Genomic DNA, 15,520 nt, shown 5'->3' with positions numbered 1-15,520 from the left:
TTTGCAGGGATGGCAAGAATCGCCGTGATTTCACTTCAATCTGAATTTTCTTGTCAGTCAAATTTTAAAGACATTTTTTCGATAAGTGTCTAATTTAATTTAATTGGCGAAAGTCATTCAGTAATAGTAAACACTAATGTCACTATGACATCAGTGTCTGATACATTGGACTCATTCACTTCAAAGTTCTATCCGTCATGACCCTCCAAGCCCTTGTCCCCGAAATCTCAAACGCCACCGATCCCGTGGCGCTGGCCCGCAAACTTGTGCCCTTGCTCGCCGCCAACGCCGCTTCAGCGGAAAAAAATTGCCGCGCCAGCGATGAATCCATCAGTGCCTTGCGCGAAGCCGGATTGCTCCGCCTGATGTTTCCCAAGCGCGCTGGCGGCGTTGGCAATCCCTTGATCACCCATGTCGAGACCGTGGCCGAACTGGCCAGGGGCTGTGCCGGCACGGCCTGGGTTTTTGGCCTGTTGTCCGGTGTGACCGCCTCGGTGGCATCGATGCCTGCGCAGGTCACGGAACTGGTGTTCAAGACGGGCGACGAACTGTTTTGCAGTGTCGCGGCGCAAACCGGCACAGCGCAGGAGGACGGCGATGGCTATCAGGTCAACGGTTCCTGGGGCTATGCCTCGGGCTGCCTGCATGCCCACTGGGCGCTCAACGGCGTGCGCATCCTGGACCGTGCGGGTCAGGTGGTCGATGCGGGTTTTGCCATCCTGCCGCTCAACACCCCGGCGGTGCAGATCCGCGACACCTGGCATGTGGCCGGGCTGGCCGCCTCGGGCAGCAACACGGTCGTGGCTGAAAGCGCCCGCGTGCCCAAAGCGCTGGTGCTGCGCTTTTCGCAGTTGCGACGCGGCACGGCCAACCTGCAGGCTGCCGGCCTGGAGCCGCGTGACCGCTGGCCGATGGAGCCACTGTTCCCGCTGGGCGTGCTGTCGCCGATGCTGGGCGCGGCCACGGCGATGCTGGACGCAGTGTTGGCCAGTCTGTCCGCGCGGGCCGTGATTGGCTGGAAATACCCGACGCAAGCCGACTCCCAGGCTTTTATCGGGCAGGTTGGCGAGGCCGCCCTTGAAATCGACTCGGCCTGGCTGCATGTGCGCCGTGCCGTCAGCCAGATCGACGAAACCGCGCAAACGCGCGCGCTCACCGGTTTTGAAAAGGCCCGCATCCAGGCCGATTGCGGCTATGCGATGCGCCAGCTGCGCCGCGCCGGCGAGCGCCTGATGGAAGTGGCTGGCCCCGGTGCCTTTGCCGTCAGCAGCCCCCTGCAGCGCTACTGGCGTGACCTGTCCGTCGGCTCGCGCCACACCGCGCTCAACACCATCTTGTCCAATGAACTGTACGGCCGCGCCCTGGCCGGCCTGGACTCCAACCTGAACTTGCTGGCGCGTATTGACGCCAACGCCTGAATGCCATGACCAAAACACCTGCCACCTCTGCTGCATCGGCAAAAACGGTGATTCGGGCGGCCGCCTCCCGGCGTTCCACGTCCGGCGAAAAAAGCGCTGAAGACGACAGCCAGATTCCCGGTTTTCGCACCCGTGCTGGCGCTGAAAAACGCGCGCGCATGCGCGAACGCCTGCTGTCCGCCACTTTCGAAGCCCATGCCGGAAGCGCGCCTGGAACCCGTCCGGTCATCGACGACGTGATTCGCGTGGCCGGCGTGTCGCGCGGCACCTTCTACAAGTATTTCGAGTCGCTCGACGAGATCCTGCCCGAACTGGGCCAGCGCATGGCGCAGGAGATGGTCGCTACCTACGGGCAACTGTTCGGCGATGTGGCCGACCCGGCTGTGCGCACGGCGGGCGGGCCGCTTCTTACGCTGAGTCGAGCGGCCATGGAGCCGGCCCGCGTCGCCTTCACTTCAAGCGTTGATTTCGTCCAGTATTTCAATCATGAAGATCTGCACGGCCTGGAGATCAAGGCCTGCCTGATGCAAGCGCGCGAGGCCGGGGCGCTGAGCTTCGAGTCGCTCGATGCGGCCATCGATTTCAGCGTGGGCGCCGTGCTCGAAGGCACGCGGCGCATTCTGCATGCCCCAGGGCTAGATCCCGCCTACATCCACCAACTGACTGAGATGATCCTGCGTGGCCTGGGCATGGAGCAGGGCGCGGCAGGACAGGCGGTCGCGCAAGCCTGGCAGGTGCTGACCAGCCGCTCGGCCACGCTGGCCTGGTGGCGGCCCGACAAGATGATGGATTCGTCCCTGCCCGCTGCCCCGACTTCACGGAGGTCCGCATGAACGCTGCCGAAACGATTGAAACCATTGAAAAGGACATGGGCGAGGTCGATCCGATGTTGCTGCGCCGTGCCTTTGGCAGCTTTGCCACCGGCATCACCATCGTCACTACCACGGATGCTGACGGGCAACCGGTCGGCCTGACCGCAAATTCATTTACCTCGGTGTCGCTCGACCCTCCGCTGGTGCTGTTTTGCCTGGACCGCAATTCGTCGAACCTGGAGCGCTTCCAGCGTTCATCCGCGTTCGGCATCAATGTGCTGAGCAGCGACCAGCAGGAACTCTCGTCGCGCTTCGTCAAGCGCGGCGAGGACCGATTTCATGGGATTTCGTGGGAATTGCGCGCGACCGGTGTGCCGGTGATCGAAGGCGCAGCGGCAACTTTCGAGTGCGTTACTCACACCACTTTCGACGGCGGCGACCACCTGGTGTTTGTCGGCCGGGTACGTCGCTTTGATTTTGATGCCGAGCGCAATCCGCTGTTGTATTTCCAGGGCCGCTACCGGCAAATCGCAGACCTTCACGCCTGAATTCCTCTCAAGAACGTACTTGCCCCGGGCTTTACTCAGAGCAGGCAGCGAATTTTTGCTACTAAATTTATAGCTGTATACGCTTTCACTGCTTGCGAAAGAGGCATATTTGATGCTGAAAAATCGTCTGCTGGTTAAAACAAATGTGCTTTGAAGCATCGTGGCTGGACGTTTCCACGCGCAGTTTTCGCTGAAGCCCCATGCAATGCCTGTGCAAGGGTTTGTCCTGACCAAAAAGATGCATGCCCACACTAATATGCGTACATGCATCTGAATTCAAAAACATCACCACCGCCGCGTCTGAGCCGTGACGAGCGCCGCCAGCAGACGCTGCTGGCCCTGCGCGAATCGGCCCTGCGCGAATTTGCGCGCTTCGGCGTTGCCGGCACCTCGGCCGAACGCATTGCCGAAGCTGCCGGTTTTTCCCGCGGTGCGTTTTACGCCAACTTTGAAAACAAGCAGGCCCTGCTGCTCGACCTGATTGGCGAACGCATCACCACCGAGCAGGCCAGCTGGCTGGAGCTGACCGAGAGCGGACTGGACCTTGAAACCCTGCTCGACACCTTCAACGACCGTTCCATCCGGTTCGATCCGGACGGGCTTTGGTCGATGATCTCGGCTGAAACCTATCTCTATGCCTTGCGGGACCCCGCCTTTGCAGAGCAGTACCGCGTCTACCATGACTCGGTTCGGACTGCTTTCGCCCGCATCATCGGCAAGCTGTTCCAGCGCGCCGGCAAGCGCTCGACGGTACCGCTCGAAGACCTGTGCGACGCATTCCTGGCAATCAACCGCAGCGTGCGGCTGCCGGCAGCGGGCAGTGCCAGCATGGCGCCCCAGCCGATGTCGCCCGAGTTGCTGGTCACGCTGCTTCGCGGCGTGATTGCCATCGCGCCAAACGCCGACTGACTTTCGCCTGATGCAGCCGCTGGCCCACAGGTTCGCCATGACGACGCCAACGGCTCTCCCGCGATCGATTGCCACCTGAACCGGCGCAAGACCCACATGTATTCACGCACGGCACGCCGGCATACCAGACCAGTGAACTGCAACTGGCGTCGCACCCGGCCGGCCCACGGGCCTCCTTTCCTCCCGCCGCCTTGAGGCCAAGCGCCCGCCAGGGCGCGCAACTCAATATCCATTTGCTTTTTTATCTTCGCAGCAGACGAAGAGGGGCCTTCTTGCGCCCGCAACAAACCACCGATCCCACCCACCACCACGGACATCCGAGGAGACAACCATGAATCAAAGACTTTTTCAGCCCAACGCCCGTTCGCCCCGAGCAGTGCTTGGCGGCACTTTCGCCGCCACGCTCATGCTGGCCACGCCCGCCATGGCCATCGAGATCAAGACCGACAATCCTGACCTGTCGGTGCGCTGGGACAACACCATTCGCGCCAATGTGGGCGTTCGCACTGACAAGCCCGATACGCGGATCCTCAACAATCCAACCTACGACGAGTCGGACGGCAAGTTCGGTCGCGGCGACCTGGTGACCAAGCGCCTGGATCTGCTGACCGAACTCGATGTGAACTACAAGAACAGTTTCGGCGCGCGGATCAGCGGTGCGGGCTGGTATGACGATGCCTACAGCGACACCACCGTGCGCAGCAGGGTTCCCGGTTTTGCCACCAGTTATTTCAACAACCAATACAACAGCACCGTCAAGCGCTACACGCGCGGTCCGTCCGGTGAAGTTCTGGACGCCTTTGTCTGGGCCAACTTCCGCGTGGCCGACAAGCCTGCCAACCTGAAGGTCGGCCGGCACACCAACTACTGGGGCGAAGCCTTTTTGTTGGGTGCCCATGCGATTTCGTATTCGCAGTCGCCCGTCGATGGCGTCAAGGCAGTCACCAGTCCTGGCATCGAACTGAAGGAGGTTTTTCTTCCGCTCGGCCAGATCTACCTGAAGTACCAGCCCACGCCCAGCTTGTCGCTGGCGGCGCAGTATTTCACCGAGTGGAAACCATCACGGCTGCCCTATGGCGGGACCTACTTCGGTCCGGCTGACCCGTTCTTCGAGGGGCCGGACCGGCTGCCGGTCGATCCGGCAGGCAACTCGCTATTGCATGCCACATCCATCAAGCCCAGGAATTCAGGCAACTTCGGCCTGAGCGCCAAGATGAACCTGGAAGACATCGAGTCAACGGTCGGGGCCTACTACCGTCGCTTTGACGATTACAACCCCTGGTTTTCGCCCAACTTCACCAATTTCGTGGCGATTCCGGGCGTAGGCACCGTGCCCACGGCCTGGCAACTGGTGTATCCGAAGAAAGTTGAAATGCTGGCGGCCAGCTTTGCGCGGGTGGTCGGTCCCGTCAGCGTCGGCGCCGAAGTGTCTTTCCGCATGAACGGTGCGCTGAATGCCGCAGGAATGAACCCGGTGGACAACCAGGGGCCGCGCGGCGACACCTGGCACGCGCTGATCAACGGCGTGTACCTGCTGCCCAAGACGCCGCTGGCCGATACCGGATCGCTCGTTGCCGAACTGGCCTACAGCCGGCTGCAAAAAGTCAATTCCAACGAGGCCTTCTACCAGCGCGCGGGCAGCGCGGCCTGCGTCAACCCGTCCGGCGGTCGCGGTGACAAGAGCGACGGCTGCTCGACGAAAGACTATCTGGGCATGGCGGTTCTCTTCACGCCGCAGTACCTGCAGGTGGCCCCCTCCCTGGATGTTGAGTTGCCGATGTCGCTGACCTATGGCCTGCGCGGCAATGCGCCTTCGTCGGGTGGCGGCAAGGAAGGCGAGCTGTCGTGGTCGGTTGGCGTCAAGGCGACGTATGCGCAAATGCACGAATTCTCGTTGCTGTATGCCGATACACGCGCGCGTTCGAAGTACGACCCGTCTGGCAGCGTGCTCGTGGGCGGCAGTGGCAGCACCGGCACCACGGACCGCGGCTGGCTTGCATTGACCTACAAAACCAGCTTTTGAACCCAAGCCCCTTGAAAGAAACCAAGATCATGAAAACGAAAATCACATTTGTCATCGCTGCCAGCCTGGCAGCGCTTTGTTCCCAGGCTTACGCGGCGGTGTCGGCCGACGAAGCGAAGGCCCTGGGCACGACGCTGACCGAGTTCGGCGCCATCAAGGCCGGCAACAAGGAAGGCACCATTCCCGAGTACACCGGCGGGCAGACCAAGGCGCCAGCCGATTTCAAACCCAACAGCGGCTACTGGGCCGATCCGTTCAAGGGCGAAAAGCCGCTTTACCGCATTGACGGCAAGAATGCGGCGCAGCATGCCGACAAGCTCAGCGAATCGCAAAAGCATTTGCTCAAGACCTATCCGGACTACTACATCGATGTCTATCCCACGCACCGGTCTGCCGCTTATCCGGACTCGGTGCTGAAAGCCACGGTGCGCAATGCAAGCACGTGTACCGCAGGCAAGGACTATTTTTCAGTGGACGTGGCGTGCCGCGGCGGCATTCCGTTCGCCATTCCGAAAAACGGCTATGAGGTGATGTGGAACCTGACCTTGCGTTACAGCGTGGCGACTGATATCACCACGCAACACGGGGTGAGCTGGCTGGTCGATGCCAATGGCAACAAGACCGTCGTTTCGGACCAGTTCACGCGCACCGAGCGGCCTTATTACCAGCTCGACCAGAAGGACCGCGACCCGAACATGATCCTGCGCACCTACTCGGTCGCCAAGGCGCCGGCGCGCATTTCGGGCCAGATGACGATGCTCACCGATTATCTTGACATGGATGCCAAGCCTCGCCGGGCTTACAACTATTCGCCCGGCCAGCGCCGCGTCAAACTGGCGCCGGAGTTCGCCTACGACACCCCCGTGGCGCAACTCGGTGGCGTCACCTTGTTCGACGAACTGTTCCTGTTTTCCGGAAAGATGGACCGATTCGACTTCAAGCTGGTCGGCCGCAAGGAAATGCTGATTCCCTACAACAACTACAAGTTCTATGACGAGTGCAAGGGCGCGCAGCAATTCACCGGGCAGCACCTGAACCCGGCCTGCGAGCGCTGGGAACTGCACCGGGTCTGGGTCGTCGAGTCCACGCTCAAGCCAGGCCAGCGCCACGCCTATGCCAAACGCACTTATTTCATCGACGAGGACGGTTCGGGCGCAGGCATGTTCGACGCCTTCGACAAGAACGGCGAACTCTACCGGGGCATGTTCCAGAAGACGATTCAGCTGTACGACCAGCAAACTCCCTACAGCGGCAAGACCGTGACTTATGACTTCAGCAAGCGCATGCTGCTGCTGATCGGCGATGTCGCGGATGGCGGCTATATGGTGTCGCCGAAAAACCTGCCCGAGACGGACATGAGCGCCGAGGCCATTGTTGGCCGCGAAACGGTGCGCTGATGAAAACGTCATTCGTACCGGAAGAATCCGGAAGCAATGCCTTTGACTATGTCATCGTGGGCGCGGGATCGGCAGGCTGCGTGCTGGCCAGCGAACTGTCGAAAGACAGCCGTTGCCGCGTGCTGCTGCTGGAAGCCGGTCCGGCCGACACCAGCCCCCTGATCCACATGCCGCGCGGCATTGGCAAACTATTGACACCGCCCAACCCCAACATCTGGCATTACAGCGTCAGCCAGGGCAAGGGGCGGCCGAACGAAGACTGGGTCAAGGGCCGAACGCTGGGCGGCTCCAGTTCGGTCAATGGCATGGTGTACATGCGCGGCCTTCCTTCTGAATACGACGACTGGCAGGCCATGGGCTGCGAGGGCTGGGGCTGGGCCGACATTGGCCGCTGCTACAAGGAGATGGAAGACCATGAACTGGGCGCGGCCCAATGGCGCGGCGCCGGCGGGCCGCTGAGCATCTCCATGCAGCCCAAGGACCATCCGATGTACGAAGTCATCCTGCAAGCGGCCGAGCAGGCCGGCCTGGCGCGCGTGGCAGACGTCAATTCGGCATTCGACGGCGGCATTGGCTACCAGGCGCGCACCATTCGCAAGGGGCGCCGGTGGAGTGCGGCCAAGGCGTTCCTGGAACCCGCGCGCGGCCGCCCGAACCTGGAAGTGCGCACGGGCGTGCAAGTGCAGCGCCTGGTTTTCGAAGGCACCTGCGTGGTGGGCGTCGAAATGCGCGATGCCAGCGGCACTTCGGTGGTGCGGGCCAGGCGCGAGGTGATTCTTTGCGCCGGCGCCATCCACAGCCCCAAGCTATTGCAGCTGTCCGGCATTGGCCCGGCCGCTTTGCTGCAGCGCCTGGGCATCGCGGTCGTGGTCGATGCGCCGGACGTGGGCCAAAACCTGCTGGAGCACCGCTGCATCCTGATGCAGGTGCGGCTCAACGAGGGCAGCCTGAACCAGGAGTTCGGCGGATGGCGCCTGGGCAAGAACCTGGTGCGCTACGCGCTGAACCAGTCCGGCCCCCTGACCACGGCCGCGCACGAAATTTGTGCGCTGGTCAAAACCCGGCCCGAGCTGGCGCGCCCTGATGGCGAACTGGGCATCGGCCTGTATTCGATCAAGGTGGACGCCAAGGGACAAATCGTCATTGACGACCAGCCCGGCATGACCTGGGTGGGTTACTTCACCACACCCGACAGCCGGGGCTCGGTGCAAATCACTTCCCGCGATCCTGAAGCGTCGCCAGACATCGACGCCAATTACTTCGACACGGAGCGCGACCGGCGTCATTCGGCCGACCTGGTGCGCTACATGCGCCGCATGCTGGCCCAGCCTGCGCTGGCCCCTTTTGTGGTGGCCGAAACCCAGCCCGGACCTGCCTGCCAGAGCGATGAGCAGATCATCGAGGCGTATTTGCGACAGGGGTCCACGACCTACCACGTCGCCGGCACCTGCCGCATGGGCGCCGACGAGCGGTCCGTCGTGGACACGCGTTTGCGCGTGCGCGGCGTGCAGGGCCTGCGTGTCATGGACACCTCGATCATGCCCACGCTCATTTCTGGCAACACCAATGGCCCGGCCATGGCCATGGCCATGCGCGCCGCCGAATTCATTCGCGCCGATGCAACCAGCGCGCAGCAACATTAAGCACCCATGACTACTCCCTACACACAATTCGACGGTCTTTACATCAATGGCGAGTGGGTGCCGCTTTCCAGAAGCGCCCGTGAGGAAGTCATCAACCCGGCCACCGAGGCCATGATCGGGATGGCGCCTGTGGGTGACGTTTGCGATGCGGACGCCGCCATCACGGCGGCGCGCCAGGCTTTTGACAGGGGGCCATGGTCGCGCCTGCCTCAGGCCGACCGCACCGCCTTCATGCGCCGCATGCACACCGCGTTGATGGACAAAGCCGAGCGCCTCAAAACCCTGATGGTGGCCGAAGGCGGTTTCACCCTAGCGCTGGCGCACGCGATGAATTTTGCGCGGCCCATGGAGCTGTTCGCTCTGGCGCTGGATCGATCCCTTCTGCCAACTGCCCAGACCCTGCCGGTCGATACCGCGATGAACCCGTTCAACCCGGCCGGCCCGCCCTTGATCGGCTCGGGGGTGGTGGTGCGTGAACCGGTCGGCGTAGTGACCGCCATCACGTCCTACAACGCGCCCTTCCTCATCAACTTGTCCAAGCTGGTGCCAGCCCTGCTGGCGGGCAACACGGTCATCCTCAAGCCATCGCCTTACACCCCTTTCTCGGCACTGCTATTCGGCGAAGTGGCCAGCGAAATCGGACTGCCGCCAGGCGTGCTCAACATCGTGACCGGCGGCCCTGACGTGGCGCGCCTGCTGACGACCGATGCACGGATCGACATGGTCACCTTCACCGGCTCCGAGGCGGTGGGTGCGGCCATTCTCGGCCAGGCGGCACCCACCATCAAGAAGGTGTTGCTGGAGCTTGGCGGCAAGTCGGCCCTGATCGTGCGCGCCGACGCCGATGTGCAAAAAGCCGCCCTGGAAGGCGTGTTCCAGGTGGCCACCCACTGCGGGCAGGGTTGCGCGCTGGCGACCCGGCACCTTGTTCACAACAGCATTCGCCCGGCTTACGTGGAAATGATGAAAGCCATCGCCGGTCAGATCGTGGTCGGCGACCCGGCTGATCCGGCAACGCAACTGGGTCCGCTGATCCGTGGAGTCGCGCGCGACCGCGTGGAACGTATGGTTCAGGCAGGCGTTGACGAAGGTGCGCGGCTGGTGGTTGGCGGCTCTAAACCAGCCCATCTGGCCAAGGGGTTCTTTTACAACGTCACGGTGTTCGACGACGTGCGCAACGACATGCGCATCGCGCAAGATGAAATCTTCGGCCCGGTCGCCAGCGTCATCGGCTTCGACACCGACGAGGAAGCGGTGCAGATCGCCAACGACAGCCGCTACGGCCTGTACGGCGGCATTCACTCGCGCGACCCGGCCAAGGCCTACGAAATGGCGCTGCAACTGCGCACCGGCGGCGTGGTCATCAACGGCGGCCTCTACCGCCAGAACGACGCCCCCTTCGGCGGCTACAAGCGCTCCGGCCTGGGGCGTGAATACGGCGCCGGCTGGCAGCACGAGTACACGCACGAGAAAGCCATCGTGTTCCCCATCGGCGTGTGAGCCGGGCTGCCACCCTGATTCTCCGTTTTCACCAGGCTGACGCATCATGAAAAATTCTCTGCTGATGGCCGCTGCTGCCGGGATCTGCCTGATCGGCGGCGCCCTGGCGTGGTTTTTTTACGCGCCCATGCCCAAGCCGCCGGAAGAACCCGCCGTCAGCCGCATGCTCACCCTTGGCGGCTTGACGCGAAGTTTCCTGGTCTATGCGCCGCCTGCTCTGAATCCCGGGGCGCCTGTGCTGCTGGTGTTCCACGGCTCCCTGATGGACGGCCCGAAGATGCGGGGCATGCTGGGCGGCGGCTTCGAGCGGCTGGCGCGCGAGCGCGGCGCCGTGGTGGTATATCCCACCGGTTTTGAAGGGCACTTCAATGAGGGACGGCTGGCCGCCTCGTACAGCGCCCGCACGCTGAACCTGGACGACGTGGGGTTCGCCCGCGCCATGGTCGATGCGCTGGCGGCCGAACACAAGATCAACCGCCAGCGCGTTTATGCGTTTGGCTACTCCAATGGCGGGGCCATGGCGATGCGCCTGGCGGTCGAGGCGCCAGACCTGGTCAGCGGCATCATCGTGGCCAACGCCAACGTGCCGACGCCGGACAACATGGGCTGGAAACTGCAGCCGGTGCGCACCAGGGTCGTGTTGATTGAAGGCACGAAAGACCCGATCAATCCCTACGATGGCGGGCGCGTCACGATTTTCGGCTTTGGTGACCGCGGCACCGTTCTGCCGGCGCTGGAGAGCGCACGCTGGTTCGCCCAGCGCAGCGGCCTGGACGCCGCGCCGGTGTTTGACTCGGTCAGCCGCATCGATGGCCTGGATGTGCGGCAGCAGGACTGGGGCGCGCCCGCCCAGGTTCGCCTGCTCACGCTCAAGGGGGCTGGCCATACTGTGCCGCAGTCTGGCTACCGCTTTCCGCGCTTCCTCGGCACCACCGTGCGCGATGACACCTTGCTGGACGCGGCCTGGCGGCTGCTAGACAGGCCTTGAACCCAGGTTGAAGCCCGTTTCATCGACAGACAGAGGTGCTTTAACGATAGTTCGAGCCGGCCTGTGGCGTTCCCCGGCACCTATCATTTGCGAGAGGTCTTGCGTCAGCATGCGACTTCGACAAAGGCCTTCAGGTTTTTGGTAAACATCATTCAAGGATTGACAAGATGACGGATACCGCACCAGATTATGGCGAGGCCGGCGAAGCCAGGCTTCGCGCTTTCGTCCTGGAAGTAATGGGCGGAAAAATCACCAGTATGGTGCGGCAGGTTCGCTGGCGACCGGCCTGGTTCGTCGATGTGCAGCGCGATGGTGAACTGCTGCACCTGCACCTGCGCGGTGACCGGGAAGGCGATGTCGCCATTTTTCCCGAACTCCAGCGTGAAGCGGATGTGATCAGCGTGCTGGGCAAGCACGGCATCAAGGTGCCGCGCATTTATGGCTTTTGCCAGGATCCCCCCTGCATCCTGATGGACGCGGTTCCCGGCAGCCGCAACATGGCCGAGGCGGCCACCGACGAAGAGCGCAGTGCGATTGCCCGCGAGTACATGGCCGAGGTGGCAGCGATGCACCGCCTGCCGGTCGAGCCGTTTGTCGCCAAGAGCGTGCATCTGCCGCAAGGCGCCGAGGAAATCGCCATGGTGGGCCTGGACGCCTACATGCCGCTGTACACCAGGACCAAGAGCCGGCCCGAGCCGATGCTCGAATTCGTGATCGGCTGGCTGCGCCGCAACGCGCCCCAGCACCGCACGCGAGCGGCCTTCATCCAGTTCGATTCGGGCCAGTTCCACTTCAAGGACGGCAAGATCACCGGTCTTTACGATTTCGAGTTCAGCATGATTGGCGACCCGATGATGGACATCGCGACCATGCGGATGCGCGACTCCATCGAGCCCCTGGGGGATAGTTTTCCGGTTTTATGCCGCCACTATGAGGAATTCAGCGGCGAGCCGGTTGACCATGCGGCGGTTGAATTTCACACCCTGCAGTTCGCCACATTGGGTGCGATGCAGTTCACCGGCACCGTTGGCGTGCCGCAGCCGGGCGATGCCCATTCGGTCTATCTGGAATTTGATCTGGCGCTGCGCCAGGTGATGCTGCTGTCCATGGGCGCACTGACGGGCGTGACCATTGCCGCCGAGCCGTCGGCGAAAGAGCGCATCGGCGACAACGCTGCCTTGCTGGCCAAACTCGCCGACACGGTCGGGCGCATTGAAACCGCCAGCGAGTTTGAAGAATCGCGCAAGGATTCCGCCGCCAAGCTCATCGAGTGGATGGTGCGTTCGGATGCCATGGGCGCCGAAATGCGGGCACGCGATCTGGCTGATGTGTCGGCGCTGCTGGGCCGGCGCTTCGAGGAATGGCTTGACGCCGAAGCGGCACTTGAAACCTATGTCCGCAGTGCCGGACCCGACCAGGACCAGCGTCTGCTGCAACTGTTCGGCGCCATCGAAGGCCGTCGCCTGCAGCTCTATGGCCCGACCCGCATCGGCCATTCGGCCATGCATGTGCGGCTGCTTCCCACGCACTAACCGATTTAATTTAATGAAGGAGAAAAGTATGCGAGCTGCCATTATTTCCGAACGCGGCGCCCCGCCGGTGTTCGGCGAGTTCCGTGAACCCGAGCCGCGTGAAGGCGCGGTGCTGATCGATGTGGACACCGCCGGCCTGGGCGGCTGGGATGTGCTGGGCGCCTACCGGCTGGGTGTGGAATATCCGTGCGTCATTCGCGGCGAAGGCGTAGGCCGGGACCCCCAGGGGAGGCGGGTTTACTTTGGCGAGCGTTCGGTGCTGCCCTTTGGCGCTTGGGCCGAGCGCACGCTGGTGCCCGCCGAGGAGGTGTGGGAAGTGCCTGACAACGTGGACGACAAGACCGCGATCAGCATGGGCATTGCCGCGACCGGCGCGATTGTGCCGCTGGAACTGGCCAACATCAAGAAGGGCGAGAACGTCCTGATCCTCGGCGCCACCGGCACGCTCGGGCAGATCGCCTTGCAGCTGGCCCGCCACTTGGGCGCCGGCCGCGTGGTCGGCGCCGCCCGATCGGAAGACGGCCTGGCCAAGCTCACGGCACACGGCATTGCCGACCAGGTGGTTCGCCTGGGCGGCGCTGACGATGTGGCGGCGCTCAAGGACGCGTCGAACGGCGGCTTCGATGTGGTGCTGGATTTGGTCTGCGGCCAGCCGCTGCTCAATGCCCTGAAGGCCACGCGCTGGGGCGCCCGCATCATGACCATCGGCACCGGCGCCGGGCGCAAGATCGAGCTGGACATGGGCGACCTGCTGTTCCGCACGCTCTCGACCATCGGCACCGGCCAGCGTCCCCCCGCCGACCGGCGCGCCATCTGGGAGCGGCTGCTGGTGATTGCCCGCGAGCAGAACATCATCGTGGATTATGTGGACTACCCCTTCGAGCAGGCTGCCCAAGCCTGGGCGGCCCAGGTCAGCGGTCCGCATGCCAAGGTCACGGCGCGCATCCGGTCCTGAACATAACCCGTGCCCGGATCAGGGACGCAGCGCTAAAGCCGGGCGCCTGACGTTCCTGTCGATTCAGCATTGTCAATGATCAAATAGTGCTTTTGCGTAAACTGGGATTGCATATAAAGCTATTAAAAGCATAGTAAATAAAGCGTTTGGAGTTGCAACTGAAAGCAGCAGTTTGCGCCACAGCGATGAATTCCATACCCCTTTTTCAACGAGTTTCAGGCATCGACTTGAGGGTAAACACCGTGTGCATTTAATGGACAGTTTTTTATAATCTGTACAACATCAAACGATGAACCAGGAGTTGTCATGTTATTGGTCGTTAAATTTGCTGCGGTGGTTGGGCTGGTTGCTTCTTCTGTTAATTGGCTTGGCACCAACCATGATGTGATTTCAGGCAACGGGGTGCGCACGCATTCGCAGAGCCAGCAGGCGTCGCACAACACGTCTCAAATGCCTTTCAACATCTGTCAGAATAACTGCAATTTTCTTAGCCTGGTTTCCCTGGCGCATTGATTGGCGGACGGGTTTGCCCGCCCGGACGTGCCAGTTGGGTAATTTTGTGCGAACTGGGCACGGCAAAAATTTTGCTATAAATAAAGTAGCGAACTATGCAATCTGGAATTGCGGAAGTGGCATTTTTTGCTAAAAAAATTCAATTGGCTCAGACTTGCTGAGCCACTTTCCTCCCCCGTCCAGCCAGTGTCAAAAGCGCTGGCCTGAACCCAGGGAAGACCAGGCAGCCCATCGAACTTACAAGTCGGCGCCCAGCACATTGCGCGCCGTGCCGTTGCGGCGGTCCGACTCGCCCCAGGCCATCCAGCGGTCCGGCTCGCGGGTGTCGCCGACGCGGCGCCAGCGGCCTTCCTGCTGCGCCGTAATCGGAAAACCGCCGACAAAATCCCTCATTTCGCCACGCGGGTCGGGCAAATATTCCCACTCCTCCTGGCCGTCGAGAACGATGCGGGCGGTATCGACAAAGTAGCTCCCCGGCTTGTGAACCACGGTGCCTTCGATGTCGGTGGTGGTGCGGACTTCGCCCTTTTCATTCTGAAAGATCGCGTAACCCAGTTTGTCGTGGCCCACCATGAAGGAGCCCGAGTCCCAGGTGCCGTCCTTGTAGATCGTGGCGAAGGTCCACCAGATGACGTGCATCTGGTGGTTGACCACCAGGTCCTTCTTGAAATGGATGGCGCCGCCTTCGGCCATGTAGGCCTGGTCCAGCGCAATCACGCCCTTGACCGCCCGACCTTCGCAGGTGCCCGACAGGTCATACAGTTGCGAGACGTAGAACGTACCCCAGTCCACGCCGGGCAGGTACCACTGCATGCCAGTGCCGATCAGCGGGCCGCTCAGCTCGAACAGACCTTCTTCCTTCCAGGTCATGCGCTCGCCCGAGGCGGTGATTCGCCACGGGTTGCCCGGTTCGTCCTTGAGGCTGGACCAGCAGGCGGTGTCGCCTTCGAGCGCCCGGTCGGGAAAGGTCGTCATTGCCTGGGCCGCCATGCGCGGCTTGTCCATGCGAATGTTCTCGCCGTCGATGCGGCTGGACTGGTAGATGAAGCGGGTCGGGTTGGGTGCGCTGCCCGGTTCGTTCAAGGCGCGGACGAAGGCATACATGTGGCCCTCGTCGTCGCGCACCACGCCAAAGGGCATGCCCTTGGTGATGTGCAGGCCGAAGTAGCCGCGCAGGTTGTGCAGGGCGGCGCCGCTGACGTTTTGCGGTGCGACCAGTGTCTGGTAGCCGAAGTCGCCGCGCTCGGGAATCGTGTCGTAGGTGTTCATGGGCTGGGTTCCT

Annotated in this window: 13 protein-coding genes; 12 read left to right on the top strand and 1 reads right to left on the bottom strand. The window is 62.3% G+C overall.

Going from position 1 to position 15,520, the window contains the following annotated elements; all coding sequences use genetic code 11:
- Positions 1 to 197: 197 nt before the first annotated feature.
- From IV091_RS05135 to IV091_RS05080, 12 genes are all read left to right on the top strand, one after another.
- Entirely contained in the window at positions 198 to 1,418 is a 1,221-nt protein-coding gene (locus IV091_RS05135) for an acyl-CoA dehydrogenase family protein (protein ID WP_293466033.1), read from the top strand.
- A gap of 5 nt (positions 1,419 to 1,423) precedes the next feature.
- Positions 1,424 to 2,251, top strand: coding sequence for a TetR/AcrR family transcriptional regulator (locus IV091_RS05130; RefSeq protein WP_293466031.1), 828 nt, complete (start codon positions 1,424 to 1,426; stop codon positions 2,249 to 2,251).
- Positions 2,248 to 2,778 (top strand): flavin reductase family protein, encoded by a 531-nt coding sequence (locus IV091_RS05125; RefSeq protein WP_293466029.1) that lies wholly within the window; start codon positions 2,248 to 2,250, stop codon positions 2,776 to 2,778. Before IV091_RS05130 ends, IV091_RS05125 begins: the two co-directional genes overlap by 4 nt.
- A gap of 264 nt (positions 2,779 to 3,042) precedes the next feature.
- Positions 3,043 to 3,687, top strand: coding sequence for a TetR/AcrR family transcriptional regulator (locus IV091_RS05120; protein WP_293466026.1), 645 nt, complete (start codon positions 3,043 to 3,045; stop codon positions 3,685 to 3,687).
- Positions 3,688 to 4,018: 331 nt separating this feature from the next.
- The gene (locus IV091_RS05115; protein ID WP_293466023.1) at positions 4,019 to 5,710 is read left to right on the top strand and encodes a DUF1302 family protein; all 1,692 of its coding nucleotides are present in this window, start codon (positions 4,019 to 4,021) and stop codon (positions 5,708 to 5,710) included.
- Positions 5,711 to 5,739: 29 nt separating this feature from the next.
- On the top strand, positions 5,740 to 7,107 hold the full coding sequence (locus tag IV091_RS05110; RefSeq protein WP_293466020.1) for a DUF1329 domain-containing protein: 1,368 nt from the start codon (positions 5,740 to 5,742) through the stop codon (positions 7,105 to 7,107).
- Positions 7,107 to 8,750, top strand: coding sequence for a GMC family oxidoreductase N-terminal domain-containing protein (locus IV091_RS05105; RefSeq protein WP_293466017.1), 1,644 nt, complete (start codon positions 7,107 to 7,109; stop codon positions 8,748 to 8,750). Before IV091_RS05110 ends, IV091_RS05105 begins: the two co-directional genes overlap by 1 nt.
- A gap of 6 nt (positions 8,751 to 8,756) precedes the next feature.
- Positions 8,757 to 10,250, top strand: coding sequence for an aldehyde dehydrogenase family protein (locus tag IV091_RS05100; protein WP_293466015.1), 1,494 nt, complete (start codon positions 8,757 to 8,759; stop codon positions 10,248 to 10,250).
- Between the two features lie 46 nt (positions 10,251 to 10,296).
- A complete protein-coding gene (locus IV091_RS05095) occupies positions 10,297 to 11,238 on the top strand; it encodes a PHB depolymerase family esterase (RefSeq protein WP_293466012.1) in 942 nt (313 codons plus the stop codon).
- Positions 11,239 to 11,405: 167 nt separating this feature from the next.
- Positions 11,406 to 12,770, top strand: coding sequence for a phosphotransferase (locus IV091_RS05090; RefSeq protein ID WP_293466009.1), 1,365 nt, complete (start codon positions 11,406 to 11,408; stop codon positions 12,768 to 12,770).
- A gap of 28 nt (positions 12,771 to 12,798) precedes the next feature.
- Positions 12,799 to 13,725, top strand: a complete 927-nt coding sequence (locus tag IV091_RS05085) for a zinc-binding dehydrogenase (protein ID WP_293466006.1) — start codon at positions 12,799 to 12,801, stop codon at positions 13,723 to 13,725.
- Between the two features lie 306 nt (positions 13,726 to 14,031).
- Positions 14,032 to 14,238, top strand: a complete 207-nt coding sequence (locus tag IV091_RS05080; RefSeq protein WP_293466003.1) for a hypothetical protein — start codon at positions 14,032 to 14,034, stop codon at positions 14,236 to 14,238.
- Positions 14,239 to 14,475: 237 nt separating this feature from the next.
- On the opposite strand, the gene IV091_RS05075 is transcribed toward IV091_RS05080, so the two are convergent.
- A complete protein-coding gene (locus IV091_RS05075; protein ID WP_293466001.1) occupies positions 14,476 to 15,507 on the bottom strand; it encodes a hypothetical protein in 1,032 nt (343 codons plus the stop codon).
- Positions 15,508 to 15,520: the final 13 nt, after the last annotated feature.

The sequence above is a fragment of the Polaromonas sp. genome (assembly GCF_018780625.1).
GTDB lineage: Bacteria > Pseudomonadota > Gammaproteobacteria > Burkholderiales > Burkholderiaceae_C > Polaromonas.
Note: the sequence above shows the minus strand (reverse complement) of the source record. Positions and strands in the feature narration are given on the sequence as shown.

Excerpts from the sequence above, each read along its gene's own strand:
- IV091_RS05110 (WP_293466020.1), top strand. The coding sequence starts at position 5,740 with ATGAAAACGAAAATCACATTTGTCATCGCTGCCAGCCTGGCAGCGCTT.
- IV091_RS05095 (WP_293466012.1), top strand. The coding sequence starts at position 10,297 with ATGAAAAATTCTCTGCTGATGGCCGCTGCTGCCGGGATCTGCCTGATC.
- IV091_RS05090 (WP_293466009.1), top strand. The coding sequence starts at position 11,406 with ATGACGGATACCGCACCAGATTATGGCGAGGCCGGCGAAGCCAGGCTT.
- IV091_RS05125 (WP_293466029.1), top strand. The coding sequence starts at position 2,248 with ATGAACGCTGCCGAAACGATTGAAACCATTGAAAAGGACATGGGCGAG.
- IV091_RS05115 (WP_293466023.1), top strand. The coding sequence starts at position 4,019 with ATGAATCAAAGACTTTTTCAGCCCAACGCCCGTTCGCCCCGAGCAGTG.
- IV091_RS05120 (WP_293466026.1), top strand. The coding sequence starts at position 3,043 with ATGCATCTGAATTCAAAAACATCACCACCGCCGCGTCTGAGCCGTGAC.
- IV091_RS05100 (WP_293466015.1), top strand. The coding sequence starts at position 8,757 with ATGACTACTCCCTACACACAATTCGACGGTCTTTACATCAATGGCGAG.
- IV091_RS05075 (WP_293466001.1), bottom strand. The coding sequence starts at position 15,507 with ATGAACACCTACGACACGATTCCCGAGCGCGGCGACTTCGGCTACCAG.
- IV091_RS05085 (WP_293466006.1), top strand. The coding sequence starts at position 12,799 with ATGCGAGCTGCCATTATTTCCGAACGCGGCGCCCCGCCGGTGTTCGGC.
- IV091_RS05130 (WP_293466031.1), top strand. The coding sequence starts at position 1,424 with ATGACCAAAACACCTGCCACCTCTGCTGCATCGGCAAAAACGGTGATT.
- IV091_RS05080 (WP_293466003.1), top strand. The coding sequence starts at position 14,032 with ATGTTATTGGTCGTTAAATTTGCTGCGGTGGTTGGGCTGGTTGCTTCT.
- IV091_RS05105 (WP_293466017.1), top strand. The coding sequence starts at position 7,107 with ATGAAAACGTCATTCGTACCGGAAGAATCCGGAAGCAATGCCTTTGAC.
- IV091_RS05135 (WP_293466033.1), top strand. The coding sequence starts at position 198 with ATGACCCTCCAAGCCCTTGTCCCCGAAATCTCAAACGCCACCGATCCC.